At 58.3% G+C, this 13,518-nt stretch carries 11 protein-coding genes; 3 read left to right on the plus strand and 8 right to left on the minus strand.

Features of this window, described 5'->3' with window-relative positions; all coding sequences use genetic code 11:
* The first annotated feature begins 10 nt into the window (after positions 1–10).
* The 3 genes from ACR0MS_RS08145 to ACR0MS_RS08155 are packed head-to-tail and all read left to right on the plus strand — an operon-like array spanning position 11 to position 4,146.
* Positions 11–997, plus strand: coding sequence for a glycosyltransferase family 2 protein (locus tag ACR0MS_RS08145; RefSeq protein ID WP_480571949.1), 987 nt, complete (start codon positions 11–13; stop codon positions 995–997).
* Positions 994–2,694 carry a DUF5927 domain-containing protein gene (locus ACR0MS_RS08150; RefSeq protein WP_480571109.1) on the plus strand — a complete coding sequence of 567 codons (1,701 nt, stop codon included), beginning with the start codon at positions 994–996 and terminating at the stop codon, positions 2,692–2,694. Before ACR0MS_RS08145 ends, ACR0MS_RS08150 begins: the two co-directional genes overlap by 4 nt.
* A gap of 6 nt (positions 2,695–2,700) precedes the next feature.
* Complete coding sequence (locus ACR0MS_RS08155) at positions 2,701–4,146, plus strand: nodulation protein NodH (protein WP_480571106.1); 1,446 nt, start codon at positions 2,701–2,703, stop codon at positions 4,144–4,146.
* On the opposite strand, the gene ACR0MS_RS08160 is transcribed toward ACR0MS_RS08155, so the two are convergent.
* The 8 genes from ACR0MS_RS08160 to hslO all read right to left on the minus strand — a co-directional run bounded on the left by ACR0MS_RS08160 (position 4,130) and on the right by hslO (position 13,449).
* Positions 4,130–4,648, minus strand: a complete 519-nt coding sequence (locus ACR0MS_RS08160) for a L,D-transpeptidase family protein (RefSeq protein WP_480571103.1) — start codon at positions 4,646–4,648, stop codon at positions 4,130–4,132. The two genes, ACR0MS_RS08155 and ACR0MS_RS08160, sit on opposite strands and share 17 nt — an antisense overlap.
* Before the next feature lie 60 nt (positions 4,649–4,708).
* Complete coding sequence (locus ACR0MS_RS08165; protein WP_480571100.1) at positions 4,709–5,494, minus strand: ion transporter; 786 nt, start codon at positions 5,492–5,494, stop codon at positions 4,709–4,711.
* 15 nt (positions 5,495–5,509) lie between these two features.
* Positions 5,510–6,739 (minus strand): class I SAM-dependent RNA methyltransferase, encoded by a 1,230-nt coding sequence (locus ACR0MS_RS08170; protein ID WP_480571097.1) that lies wholly within the window; start codon positions 6,737–6,739, stop codon positions 5,510–5,512.
* A 126-nt stretch (positions 6,740–6,865) separates the two neighbouring features.
* A complete protein-coding gene (locus tag ACR0MS_RS08175; RefSeq protein ID WP_480571094.1) occupies positions 6,866–8,698 on the minus strand; it encodes an ABC transporter ATP-binding protein in 1,833 nt (610 codons plus the stop codon).
* Positions 8,695–10,533 (minus strand): ABC transporter ATP-binding protein, encoded by a 1,839-nt coding sequence (locus tag ACR0MS_RS08180; protein WP_480571090.1) that lies wholly within the window; start codon positions 10,531–10,533, stop codon positions 8,695–8,697. Before ACR0MS_RS08180 ends, ACR0MS_RS08175 begins: the two co-directional genes overlap by 4 nt.
* A gap of 198 nt (positions 10,534–10,731) precedes the next feature.
* Positions 10,732–11,886, minus strand: coding sequence for a CCA tRNA nucleotidyltransferase (locus tag ACR0MS_RS08185; protein ID WP_480571087.1), 1,155 nt, complete (start codon positions 11,884–11,886; stop codon positions 10,732–10,734).
* Positions 11,883–12,518: a CoA pyrophosphatase gene (locus tag ACR0MS_RS08190; RefSeq protein ID WP_480571084.1), complete on the minus strand. Its 636-nt coding sequence runs from the start codon at positions 12,516–12,518 to the stop codon at positions 11,883–11,885. The genes ACR0MS_RS08185 and ACR0MS_RS08190 overlap by 4 nt, the downstream gene beginning before the upstream one ends.
* Positions 12,472–13,449, minus strand: coding sequence for an Hsp33 family molecular chaperone HslO (hslO, locus tag ACR0MS_RS08195; protein WP_480571081.1), 978 nt, complete (start codon positions 13,447–13,449; stop codon positions 12,472–12,474). The genes ACR0MS_RS08190 and hslO overlap by 47 nt, the downstream gene beginning before the upstream one ends.
* Positions 13,450–13,518 lie beyond the last annotated feature (69 nt).

Genomic DNA, 13,518 nt, shown 5'->3' on the forward strand with positions numbered 1-13,518 from the left:
TTCTTACCGAATGAGATTGCGGCGCAAGCGCCGTATTTTGCGCTGCCTTAGAAAACGGCGTGATCTTACGGCCGTTTCGACAAAAACACAGAATATCAAACGGCGTGATGTCCTGTTGGTGAGCGTCGTGCGAAATGAAAAAATTCGTCTGCCGTTCTTTCTGGAATATTACCGCCGTCTGGGGGTCAATCACTTTCTGTTTGTCGACAATGACAGTGATGACGGCACGGGCGCGTTTCTGGCCGATCAGCCGGATGTTTCGGTCTGGCGGGCTGAGGCAAGCTATAAACGGGCCACGTTCGGTATCGACTGGTCGAATTACCTGCTGCGAAAATACGCGCATGGCCACTGGGTTCTGACAGTCGACCCGGATGAGTTCTTTATTTACCCGTTCTGCGACACCCGCCCGGTACGGGCATTGACCGATTGGCTGGATGGCTGCGCAGTTCGCAGTTTTGGCACGATGCTGATCGACATGTACCCGCGCGGCCCTGTAGAAGCCGAACCTTACACCGAGGGTCAGGACCCGTTCGAAATCGCCCGCTGGTTCGACTCGGGCAACTACATGATCACAAAGAACCACGACTACGGGAACCTATGGATTCAGGGCGGCCCCCGCGCGCGGGTGTTTTTCAGGGACAACCCGTCCAAAGCCCCGGCGCTGAACAAGATACCGCTGGTGAAATGGGACCGGCGCTATGTTTATGTCAGTTCGACCCACTCTCTGCTGCCGCGGGGTCTGAACCAAGTTTATGACGAATGGGGCGGCGAAAAAACCAGCGGGGCGCTGCTGCATGCCAAGCTGATCGACACGCTGGGCGACAAGGCCCGCGAGGAAATGGAACGCGGCCAACACTATCGAAGATCGGGTGAATACCGCGCCTATGCCCAGGGGTTGGACGATCAGCCCGTCTTTTGGTGCGACTGGTCCGAGAAATACATCAACTGGCGGCAGCTCGAAATTCTGGGGCTCATGTCCAAAGGAAACTGGGCATGAGCAAACTTGGCATCGTCATGCTTGTCCATTCCGCGCTGCACCGGGTCGAACAGGTCGCGCGCCATTGGGCCACCGCCGGGTGTCCTGTTGTCATTCACGTCGATCAGAAAGTGTCGGACAAAGCATATTCCGATCTGGCCGCATCCTGTGCGGACACGCCGCTGATCCAATTTTCCGAGCGTCACACGTGCCAGTGGGGGGGATGGAGCATCGTGGCCGCCTCGCAATCTGCGGCCGAGCTGATGCTGGATGCGTTTCCGGATGTTCACCATGTCTATTTGTCGTCGGGTGCCTGCCTTCCACTGCGTCCCGTTTCCGAACTCGTTGACTATCTTGCCGAACGTCCACGCGTGGATTTCATCGAAAGCGCAACCACTGCCGATGTCAGTTGGACCATCGGCGGTCTGGATCAGGAACGGTTCACGCTGCGGTTTCCGTTCTCGTGGCGCAAGCACCGCAAGCTGTTCGATCTGTACGTCCGACTGCAACGAGCGGTGGGGATGCGGCGGCGCATCCCCGAAGGATTGGTGCCACACATGGGCAGCCAATGGTGGTGCCTGACCCGTCAGACACTGTCCGCCATTTTGCAGGACCCTCGGCGCAAGGTGTATGATCGGTATTTTCGGCGGGTCTGGATACCCGACGAAAGCTATTTTCAGACGCTGGCGCGCCTTTACTCGACCCATATCGAAAGCCGGTCGCTCACCCTGTCGAAGTTTGATTATCAAGGGCGTCCGCATATCTTCTACGACGATCACCTACAACTTTTGCGAAGGTCGGATTGCTTTGTGGCCCGAAAAGTCTGGCGCGATGCGGATCGGCTGTATCAGTCCTTTCTCACCGATCAGGCTGGCGCCATGAAACCGGCAGAGCCCAATCCGGGGAAGATTGACCGCGTGTTCTCGAAGGCGGTTGAACGCCGCACGCGGGGACGGGACGGGCTGTATATGCAAAGCCGCTTTCCCCGCCATGGCAGCGAGAATGGTCTGACCTGTTTCCCCTATTCCGTCTTTCAGGGCTTTGCCGAATTGTTCGAGGATTTTGAACCTTGGCTGGCTGAGACGACAGGCGGGCGTGTTCACGGCCACCTTTTCGCGCCCAACCGGGCAGAGTTCTCGGATGGTGAAACCATCATCAACGGCGCGTTGAGCGATTGCGCGAAATTGCGGGACTATAACCCGACCGCTTTTCTATCCAACCTGGTCTGGAATACCCGAGGCGAACGACAGAGTTTTCAATTCGGGCCGCGTGACACGCAGAAAATCAACTGGTTTCTGGCACGTGACAAGAATGCCCAAGTCTCGGTGATCACGGGTGCATGGGCTATCCCGCTGTTTCGGTCCAACTTGAATTTCTCGGATATTCGCACCGAGGCCGCCCGGCTTCAGCAGATCGAAACCAAACAGCTTGAGGTTTTGAACTCGGTCTGGACCAAGGCCCGGATTCGAACGTGGTCTCTTGCGGAATTTGTTGAAACACCGATGGAACCGCTTCAGGCGGTGGTCGGGGAAATGGGCCTTCAAAACCAAAGCCATCTTACACAGACTCCGACCATGGTTGACCTGTCGGGGTTCGGCCAATTCCTGCAAAACCTCAAGAATCAGGGGATGCACCCCTATTTGATGGGCGACTTTCCGTCAGACGATGTGTTCGGCAAGCAAGTCAGGCCATTTCCAAAACCTTATTTGGTGCGATAATCGGAAATGAGCCAGAAATTCGACTATTTCGTTATTCTTGCCGCCATGCGCACGGGCTCGAACCTGCTGGAGGCCAACCTGAACGCCTTGGACGGGGTCACCAGCCACGGCGAAGCGTTCAACCCGCATTTCATAGGACGTCTGAAAACCGAAGAGTTGCTCGGCATTTCGATTGAGCAGCGGGATCAGATTCCCACCGACCTGCTGGACGCGATCCGCGAGGCACCCGGCGGGCTGAATGGGTTCCGCTTCTTTGATGGCCACGATCCGCGTGTGTTAGAGCCTGTTCTAACCGATCCTCGCTGCGCCAAGATCATCCTGACGCGAAACCCTTTAGACAGTTTCGTATCACTGCAGATCGCACGGGAAACCAAGCAGTGGCAGCTAAAAAACGTAAAACGCAGGCGTGAGGCCCGTATTGAATTCGACGTGGTCGAGTTTCAGAAATACTTGGACCAACAGCAGAACTTCCAACTTTTGCTGCTTCATCACCTGCAGGATTCGGGTCAAACTCCATTTTACATCGCGTATGACGATCTGACTCGCCTGGAATCCCTGAATGGTCTGGCGGAATGGCTGGGTGTTGCCGGGCGACTTACGGAACTTGATGACACGCTGAAACCGCAAAACCCCGAAGCGCCCCTGTCCAAAGTCACTAACCCGGATCAGCTTGAGCGTGACCTGCCTCAGGTCGACAGGTTCAATCTGCATCGGACCCCCAATTTTGAGCCCCGACGTGGCCCGGCAGTGGCCAATTACGTGGCCGCGCCCAACACGCCACTGATGTATCTCCCTGTGCGCGGGGGGGGTGAAGCGCAGGTTTCTCAATGGCTGGCCGATCTGGATGGAGTGAAAACAGACGCCCTGATCACCAACCAGAACCGAAAACAAGTGCGGGACTGGATGACGTCCCATCCAGGCCATCGCAAATTCACTGTGTTGCGCCATCCGCTGGCCCGTGCGCATTCCGTCTTTTGTTCTAAAATCCTAAGCACAGGTCCGGGTTCTTACCTGAAGATCCGCAACATGCTGCGCAATCGGTTCAAGATTCCCATTCCGGGCCAGTTGCGCAAAGACAATTACCCGGTCGATCAGCACTTCGACGCGTTTTCCGCCTTTTTGCAATTTCTGCGCCAAAATCTTGCGGGTCAGACACCCGTTCGGGTTGATGGAATGTGGTGTAGTCAGGCGCAGGTTTTGGAAGGAATGGCGTCATTTGCCTTGCCCGATGTGATCCTGAGGGAAGAGGAACTGCCATCAACCCTTCCCGATCTGGCCCGGTCATTGGGGCACGAAACTCCGCCAGTGCCAGCAATAACCGACCCTGACAGCCCTTACACATTGGGTGAAATCTACGACGAAACGCTCGAAACGCTGGCGACAGATGCCTACCAGCGCGACTATATGCAATTCGGCTTTGGCGCGTGGAAACCTGTTAAGGGCGCAGAGTGATCAGCGTTCCGCGGTTTACCATCGCGTAGATTTCTTCAATCTCTTCATTCTTGACGGCGATACATCCAGCCGTCCAATCCGGCGTCTTTTTCGCGCGCTTACGTTCAGATCGCTTGTTCGGCTGGCCGTGGATAAAGATATCGCCACCGGGATCAACACCCGCCGCTTTCGCCAGCGCGATATCTTCCGAATTCGGGTAAGAAATCCCAAGGGACAGATGATAGCTGCTGTTCGGATTGCGGCGGTCGATAAGGTAGGTGCCTTCGGGCGTGCGCCCGTCACCGCGTTTGGTCTTGGTTCCTGCGGGTGCGAAACCCAGATCCACCTTATATTCCTTGAGAACGTGTTCGTTGTGCAGAAGATACATCTTCCGCGCGCCCTTATTGATGACCAACGAGGTCACCTCAGGCCCATCATATGTCAGAAATCTGGGGCTTGCCGAGGCACAGGCCGATAGGCCCAGCGTTGCCATAGCACCCAATCCAAATGCTCGACGATCCATGTTTCACTGCCTGCCGTTTTGTTTTTTTCAGGATTATGCCAGAAATCCGAAAAACTGAAATCACTTTTTGATGTTCGACTGCTCAATTAAACGACGTTCGATGGATTCCAGCCGCTCCAGCACCTCATCGCGATAGGCATCCGTCTTTACCTCATCCTCGGCATGGTGGGCATCCTGCATCGAGTTCACGATCAAACCCACCAGCAAGTTCACAACGGCAAAAGTCGTGACCATGATGAAGGGCACAAAGAACACCCACGCATAAGGATACACCTGCATGACCGGACGCACGATACCCATCGACCAGCTTTCCAGCGTCATAATCTGGAACAGTGTATAGGCCGACAGGCCAAGATCGCCGAACCAGTCCGGGAAAGAGTCCGAGAACAGCTTGGTCGAAATCACCGCGCCGATATAAAACAGGATCGCCATCAGAAGGAACACGCTGGCCATACCCGGCAAGGCTGAAATGAACCCTTCGACCACCCGGCGCAAACGGGGCGCAACCGAAATCACACGCAGAACCCTGAGAATACGTAACGCGCGCAGAACCGACAGGCTGCCTGCACTGGGTACAAGGGCGATGCCCACAATCAGGAAATCAAAATTGTTCCAGCCGTTCTTGAAGAAATTCCGCCCCGTTGCGATCAGTTTCATCGAGATTTCGGCAACAAAGATGGCCAGACATAGCTGATCCAACGTCACGATTACCGGGCCTGCCAGTTCCATCAGGGTCGGAGACGTCTCCATCCCCAGCAGAACTGCGTTGAACAGGATGACTCCGGTGATGAAATGCCCAAAAGCTGGGGCGTCGATGATGGTCTGCAGGCGTTGGGTGATCCCCATTCGGGTGCTCTCCTGTCAGGGTTTTGCGTTCAAAGTAAAGCGGGCGGCAAGTTCGACATGTGACGACCACCGAAATTGGTCAACCACTTGTACCCATTCAAGGGTGTAACCCGCGTTAACCAGCGTTTTTGCGTCACGGGCAAACGTGACCGGGTTGCACGAGACATAAGCAATCACCGGGCGTTTTGCCTGCGCCAGTTCGGACACCTGCGCCTCGGCCCCCGCGCGCGGCGGGTCCAGCACGATTGCGTCAAAATGCCGGAGTTCATCTGGCATCAAGGGTCGGCGGAACAGGTCGCGCGCCTCGGTCGTCACCCGCTTCAGCCCTTTGGTCTTGCGCCACCCCTGATCCAGCGCGGCCGTCATGTCAGCCTCGCCTTCCACTGCGTGAACTTCGGCGGTCTGCGCCAGCGGCAACGAAAATGTACCGCTACCCGCGAACAGGTCGACAACGCGTTTTGCACCTTCGGTCGCTTGCAAAACAGCCTGCAATAGAGCCTGTTCCCCATCCTTTGTCGCCTGCAGAAACGCGCCGGGAGGAGGCACGACTTCGGCTGCCCCAAAGCGTTGAACCGGCTGCTGCCGGGTGGCGATCACCTCATCATCCCAACTCAGCCGCGCAAGACCGTGGTGTTCGGTCGCCTGCGCCAGGGCCAGCTCAAGCGGGCCGTCCAATGGCTTGCCGCCTTTAACTGCCACGTCCAGACCACCCTCGGACAGGGTCAGGGTCACGGCCAGAACCCCTTTTCGGCTGCCCCCCAGCAGGGCCAGCGCCTCGGCCACCGGGATCGCGGCGATCAGGTCGGGATGCAGCAAGTGGCAATCGGGGATTTCGGTAATCGTATCGGATGCGCGGCCATGGAACCCGGCCAACGTGCCCTTTTTCGTCCGCCGCACGGCAACGGTTGCGCGACGCCGGGACCGTTCGGGTGAGGTATGGACCGGGCGCATGTCCGCTTCGATCCCCTGCGCATCAAGTGCCTTGCGCACAATTTCGACCTTCCAGTCGGCGACGAAAGCCTCTGATGCATGTTGCAGTTGGCATCCACCACAAGACTTGTAATGGCGGCACGGCGCCTTAACCCTTTGATCCGAGGGGGTTTCGACCCGGATCTCGGTCAAAAGCTGCCCAACAACGGTGCCGCTGACCACTTCGCCCGGCAAGGTGCGCGGCGCAAAAACGGGGCCTTCGGCAATGCCGTCCCCCTGATGGCCAAGGCGCGTTATGGTGAATGTCTGAGTCATGATGCGCCTGATACCGGGGCTTTGTCTGCAACAAAACCCCCTAGGCATCACCAAGGTCAGCTTGAACAAAAATACGCCGCTGGTCCCGGCAAAACGCACACGCCGTGCCTGCTAGTCAGTCAATCGCTATTCCGCGGCCTCAGCTTGAATGAAACCGCCGGACTGACGATGCCAGAACCGTGCATAAAGGCCGCCCTGTTCCAGTAGATCGTCATGCGTGCCGGATTCGACAATGCGCCCCTGATCCAGAACGATGATCCGGTCCATCTCTCGCAGCGTCGAAAGCCGGTGTGCAATCGCCAGGACGGTCTTACCCCGCATCACACGGTGCAACGCGGCCTGGATCGAGGCTTCAACCTCGGAATCCAGCGCAGATGTCGCCTCATCCAATACAAGGATCGGCGCGTCTTTCAGTATCGCACGCGCCAAGGCGATCCGCTGCCGCTGTCCCCCGCTGAGCTTTACGCCCCGCTCACCCAGATGGGCATCATACCCTGTGCGACCATGGGCGTCCTGCAGGCCAAGGATAAACTCATGTGCCTCGGCCTTCCTTGCAGCGGCGATCATCTCATCTTCGGTGGCGTCAGGACGGCCGTACAGGATATTTTCACGCGCGGACCGATTGAACATCGCGGTTTCCTGCGTGACCATACCGATATGCCTGCGCAGGCTGTCCTGTGTCACTTGGCTGACGTCCTGACCGTCGATACGAATCGCGCCCTTTTCCCCGTCATAGAGCCGCAACAGAAGCGAAACCAAGGTTGACTTTCCCGCCCCCGATGCACCGACGATGCCCAGTTTCTCAGCCGGATATACGGTCATGTTCACATCGCTTACGCCGCCAACATCGCGCCCGTAGGCAAAGCTGACATGGTCAAACTCGATCCGACCATCCGGCACCTGCAGATCAGACGCGCCTGTCGCGTCCTCAACCCGGTCCCGCTTGGCGAGCGTCTTCATTCCATTTTCAATTTCACCGACATTCGCGTAGAGACCCATCAGCGTGAAGCTGACCCAGCCCGTCATCTGGGCGATACGGATCGAAACCGCACCCGCCGCAACGATATCGCCCGCCGTCGCGCTTCCCGCCTGCCACAACCATAGCGTGGCACCCATCAGCAGAACCGGCAGCACCCCGGCCAGGGTCATCAGAATGAACCTGAAACTGGCAGACAGGCTGCCGAATTCCAGCGACCGTTCCCGCAGATCAACCATCGCATTCCGGGCGGCCTGATCTTCATAGGCAGAATGCGCAAACAGCTTGACGGTCTTGATGTTCGTGATGGTGTCGACCACCTGTCCCGACACCATCGCCCGCGCGCCGGCCCGCGCGGCCGAGCGTTTGCGGATGCGCGGCAAATACCAGCGGATCAACAGGAAATAGACCGCAAGCCAGACCGTGAAGGGCAGCATAACAAGCGGATGAATAGACCCTAACAAAAGGAAAGAGCCCACAAGCGAGGCAAGTGCAAAGACAATCGCACTGATGGTCTCGGACACAACGGACGCCATCGCATTCGAGGTTTGCATCTGCTTTTGCGCGATCCGACCTGCAAAGTCATCGTCGAAATAGGTGACGGACTGCCCCAGCGTCCAACGGTTCAGCTTGGCCAGAACCAGCGGCGTGATATTGGGCATCACGATGTAATTGTTCGACAATGACGACAGTCCGAACAGGACCGGGCGCAACAGCATGAAAAACGCAACTGCGCCAAGGATCATCCACATATTGCTGGCGGTCAGAAAGTTCTCGGGCCCGCCGGCGGTTGCAACGTCTACCACCAACCCCAAAATCCAGGCAGTTCCGGCCTCCATCGCGCCTGCGGTTGCGGAAAAGAAGGCCGCGACAAACAGCATGGGCCACGCGCCGGACAAGCACCAGCGAATGAACGCCCCCAGCGTTTGCGGCGGGGGCGTTTCGATGTTTTTTAACGGGTTTATGAGGTCGGCTATCCTCATTCCGCGGCCTCCGGGTTCAGGAAGCCCCCAGATTGCCGCGCCCAGAACTGGGCGTAAAGCCCACCTTGCGACAGCAGTTCTGCATGGCCGCCCTGCTCAACAATGCGACCTCCGTCCATAACCAGAATGCGATCCATCTGGGCAATGGTGCTCAGCCGGTGGGCAATGGCGATCACGGTTTTACCTTGCATCATGCCGTATAGAGTTTCCTGTATCGACGCTTCGACCTCGGAATCTAGGGCGGATGTCGCCTCATCCAACAGAAGGATCGGAGCATCCTTCAGGATCACCCGCGCCAAGGTCACCCGCTGACGTTGCCCGCCGGATAGTTTCACGCCCCGCTCACCCACATGCGCGTCATAGCCGGTGCGCCCTTGTGGGTCCTGAAGATCAAGAATGAATTCATGCGCTTCGGCCTGTTTCGCAGCGGCGATCATCTGCGCCTCGGACGCGTCGGGACGACCGTACAGGATGTTGTCGCGGACCGAACGATGCAGCAAGGCACTGTCCTGCTGCACCATTCCGATATGACTGCGCAAACTGTCCTGCGTGACCTGCGCGATGTTCTGATCGTCAATCAGGATCGCGCCCTGCTCGACGTCATAAAACCGCAAAAGCAGCTTTACTAGGGTCGATTTACCGGCACCCGACCTGCCAATCAAACCGATCTTTTCGCCCGGCTGAATGGTCAGATTGATGTGATCCAAACCCCCGGTCTTGCGCCCGTAATGGTGCGACAGATCGCAGATGTCGATCTGACCGTTGCCCAGGTGCAGAGGTTTGGCACCGGGGGCGTCCAGCAAGTCGATGGGTTGGGCAATCGTCTCCATCCCCTCGGCCACGACACCAAGCTGACGGAAAAAGCTGGTCAGCGCCCACATGATCCAGCCAGTCATCGCGTTCAGCCGCAAAGTCAAAGCCGTTGCCGCCGCGACTACTCCGACGGACGCGCTGCCTTGCATCCACAGGGCAATCGCCCATCCAACAACGCCAACGATCAGCAGACCGTTCAGCGTGACCAGAACCGCGTCCATGATGGTGAAGATCCGCATCTCGATCTGGAAAGTGCGGCGCGTTTCCTCGATGGCTTCGCGGGCATAGTCCAGTTCCTGCGCGTCATGGGCAAACATCTTGACCGAGTGGATGTTGGTGTAGCTGTCGACCACCCGGCCCGTCACGGCAGACCGCGCATCAGACGCCGCCTGCGACGCGGGACCGACCCGCGCAACCGTCCAGCGCACCAGCAGGCCGTACAGAACGAACCAGACCAGCAATGGCAGCAAAAGGCGTGGATCAGCCGCCATAAGCAGCACCGCCGCCCCGATCAGATAGGCCAGCGAAAAAGAGATCGCGTCAAAGACCTGAAACACCGCCTCGCCCGCTGCCGGGGGTGTCTGCATGATCCGGTTGGCGATACGGCCCGCAAAGTCATTCTCGAACCAACCCACCGACTGACGCAGCACGTGCTTATGCGCCCGCCAGCGGAAAATCGTGCCAATGTTCGGAAGGATCGCGTTGTTCAGCAGCAGCACGTCGACCACGTGCAGCAAAGGCCGCAGCAACAAAACAAAGACTGCCATCAGGATCAATTCGGTCCCGTGCGCTTGCCAAACCTCGGCGGGTGGACCCGTCAACAGGTCAACCACGCGACCCATATAGTAGATCAACCCGACCTCAATCGCCGCAACGACGACCGAGATCAGACCCGCCCAGAAGAACACCCGATAGAACGGCTTGGTGTATTCCAGCATGAATGGCCACAACCGCGTGGGCGGCGTGTCAGATTCCTTGTAGGCGACAAAAGGGTCAACGAGGTTTTCGAAATAGCGAAACATGGAGAGTGCTCCGATTGAGCAGGAAATTCAGGACGTGCGAAAAAAGATGGCGCCAGAACACCACCCTTACGGGTCAAAGTGTTCCGGCTTTAGCCGAACCAGATCCCGTAATACATTCGCATGCCTCCCTCCAAATCAGGTAACAGGGGCACGTAACCACAATATGATTTATTTGTCATCCCTTTTTGAGACTTCGCCTTAGCCGCCCAACAAGTCGTCACGGGTCAGGGCAAAACCCGAGGCGATCCAGCGAGCCTCAAGCTCGGCCAGTTTCCGGCCCAGCGCGGGGCCAGAGAATTCGGGGATCAAGTCTGATGCGCTGATCGGAAACTCGGCTTTGGCCCCTGCTTGAAGGTCGGCGCGCATTTCCTCGGACCAGGGTTGTTCGAAAAAGGCGCATCGCAGCAGCACTTCGTGCAAACCGCTTTCTTCTCCATAACGGAACCCCAGCTCGGCAACGGATGCAGCCCCGCTTACCTCGTCCCGCATCCGGGTCAGACGCTGAAGCTGCGCCTTGCTCAGGCGCAAGGTCTTTGCAATTTCGGGCGTTGCAATCGCGGCGAGCCGTCGGATCGGCTCTGCCGCGGTGCCAGCCTGCTGCTCCAACATGATCAGCGGCGCAAGGGCCCGGTCGTCCGCCCCCGGCAAAAGCTGCGCCAGTACGCCGACACTGCGCATGGCCGCAACAGAGGGTGCGGGATCGGGGGCGCCCAGCAACTTCAAAAGCTCGGCCCCAACGCGTTCGCGGGACAAGTCGGATAAGCCGTCCAAATTGGACGCAATCGCCGCCAACGCGTCGGCGTCAAACCCAGCCTCGGGATCACCGTACCAGGCGTGAAACCGGAAATAGCGCAAAGACCGCAGGTAGTCTTCGCGGATGCGGTGTTCGGCGGTTCCGATGAAGCGCACACGCCGCGCCCGCAAGTCCGGCAAACCGTTCAGCGGATCCAACACCGTCCCGTCAGGCTGCGCATACAGCGCGTTCATGGTGAAATCCCGGCGCGCTGCGTCCTCTTCGATATTGTCCGAGAAGGCCACAACCGCGCGGCGTCCGTCGGTTTCGATATCGCGGCGGAAGGTGGTGATCTCATGCGGGATGCCGTCACAGACCACCGTGATCGTGCCATGATCCATCCCGGTTGGGATTGCTTTCAGCCCTGCATTCTGCGCCAGTTCGACAACTTGCTGAGGGTGGGCGTCCGTCGCAATGTCGATATCGGACACTGGCGCACCCAAAAGCGCGTTTCGGACGCAGCCACCCACAAACAGCGCCTGCGCACCGCCCTTCGTCAACGCCGCGCAAACCTTTTGCGTCGCCGGATCGGATACCCAGCTTTCGGATATTTGCGTCATTCGCTCACCCGCGCGGCCAGACCCCGTAACATGCGGGCCGTCGCGCCCCAGATATAATAGGGGCCAAACGGCACTGTGAAATAATACCGTTTCTGACCCCGCCAGCGGCGCGATTCAACAATGTAATTTGCAGGATCAAGGACATGCGCAAGCGGGACCGAGAACACCTCATCCACTTCGCCCGGTTCCGGCACGGGTTGGAACCTGTCCCGCAGAATGGCGATTACCGGAGTGACCGTGAAAGATGTCACCGTTTCATGGGTCGGCAAATGGCCCAGAATGTCCGGCAGATCCGGGGGCAAACCGATCTCCTCCTGCGCTTCACGCAGGGCGGTGGCGGTGACATCCTCGTCACCCTCATCCTGCTTGCCGCCCGGAAAGGCGATCTGACCGGGATGATGTTTAAGCGCTGACGAACGCTTGGTCAGGATCACGCGCGGGGTGTTTCCGACAACGGAAACCGGAACTAAAACTCCGGCCGGGCGCAACTTGCGGCCTGCGGGCAGAACCGTGTCGGGGTTCAGGTCAAAGTCGCTTGACCCGTGGCCGGGGCGACTCAGCGCCGCCCGCAGCACGTCTGTCGGATCAGGCCCGGTCAGCATCAAAGCCAACGGTGCTGGGATCCAACACATAATGCGCGCCACAGAACTGGCAGTCGGCTGTAACTTCGCCTTCGGGCGTCGTCATCTTTTCGATGTCCTTCGCCGAATAGATCGACAGGCTTTGCCGTACGCGATCCTCGGAGCAGGTACACCCGAACTGCACCGGCTGCGCGTCATAGACGCGGGGCTGTTCCTCGTGGAACAAACGCACCAGCAAGTCGGTCGGCGCGATTGACGGGCCGATCAACTCCAGATCCTCGACCGTATCCAGCAGGATATTGACGCGACCCCAGTTTTCGCCTTCCTCACCATCGACCAGATCGCTGGCGGTCAGGATGTCACCGGTGCCTTCACCCTTGGCTGCAAAAGGTGAGGCTTTGGGCATGTGCTGCAACATGATCCCGCCCGCGCGCCAGTGTTCGCCAACGCCGGGCTCGGTCGATTTCCCAAAGCTCAGCGAGAACCGGGTCGGCAACTGCTCGGACTGGGCAAAATAGGCTTCGGCACAGGCGCTGAGCGACCCGCCGGCCAAGGGGGTGATCCCCTGATAGGGATGCGTGCCTTCGCCCTGGTCGATCATGATCGCAAAATACCCTTCGCCTACCTGATCGAACGGGCTGGCATCGGTCAGCCTGTCCCGGTCAAAGCTGGCATAGGCCCGGATGCGCGCCGGTTCACCTTCTTCGGTGGGCGCATAATAATCGGTGGCAATCATACGGACGGCGCCCTTGGACTGAACCTGAAGGGACAGCTTCCAGCGCAACGAAACCGTCTGACCGATCAACGCAGTCAGCAGGGCCATCTCAGCAACCAGCGCTTCGACCTTTTCGGGATAGTCGTGTTGCTTCAGGATGCCATCCAGCACCCCGTCCAGACGGGCCACACGGCCACGCATGTCCGATACATCGAGTTGAAAGGGCAGGACGGTATCGTCCCACGCGATTTTGGTTCCAAGAGACATGGGGTTTCCTTACACGCCACAGGTTGGCATACCGCCAGCATATAGGTCGAACAATTCGGGTTGTAAGGG

This window comes from Ruegeria sp. CJ2, from assembly GCF_056536745.1.

Bases quoted from the DNA above. Each gene is read 5' to 3' on its own strand.
- ACR0MS_RS08145 (WP_480571949.1), top strand. From the start codon at position 11: ATGAGATTGCGGCGCAAGCGCCGTATTTTGCGCTGCCTTAGAAAACGG.
- ACR0MS_RS08150 (WP_480571109.1), top strand. From the start codon at position 994: ATGAGCAAACTTGGCATCGTCATGCTTGTCCATTCCGCGCTGCACCGG.
- ACR0MS_RS08155 (WP_480571106.1), top strand. From the start codon at position 2,701: ATGAGCCAGAAATTCGACTATTTCGTTATTCTTGCCGCCATGCGCACG.
- ACR0MS_RS08160 (WP_480571103.1), bottom strand. From the start codon at position 4,648: ATGGATCGTCGAGCATTTGGATTGGGTGCTATGGCAACGCTGGGCCTA.
- ACR0MS_RS08165 (WP_480571100.1), bottom strand. From the start codon at position 5,494: ATGGGGATCACCCAACGCCTGCAGACCATCATCGACGCCCCAGCTTTT.
- ACR0MS_RS08170 (WP_480571097.1), bottom strand. From the start codon at position 6,739: ATGACTCAGACATTCACCATAACGCGCCTTGGCCATCAGGGGGACGGC.
- ACR0MS_RS08175 (WP_480571094.1), bottom strand. From the start codon at position 8,698: ATGAGGATAGCCGACCTCATAAACCCGTTAAAAAACATCGAAACGCCC.
- ACR0MS_RS08180 (WP_480571090.1), bottom strand. From the start codon at position 10,533: ATGTTTCGCTATTTCGAAAACCTCGTTGACCCTTTTGTCGCCTACAAG.
- ACR0MS_RS08185 (WP_480571087.1), bottom strand. From the start codon at position 11,886: ATGACGCAAATATCCGAAAGCTGGGTATCCGATCCGGCGACGCAAAAG.
- ACR0MS_RS08190 (WP_480571084.1), bottom strand. From the start codon at position 12,518: ATGTGTTGGATCCCAGCACCGTTGGCTTTGATGCTGACCGGGCCTGAT.
- hslO (WP_480571081.1), bottom strand. From the start codon at position 13,449: ATGTCTCTTGGAACCAAAATCGCGTGGGACGATACCGTCCTGCCCTTT.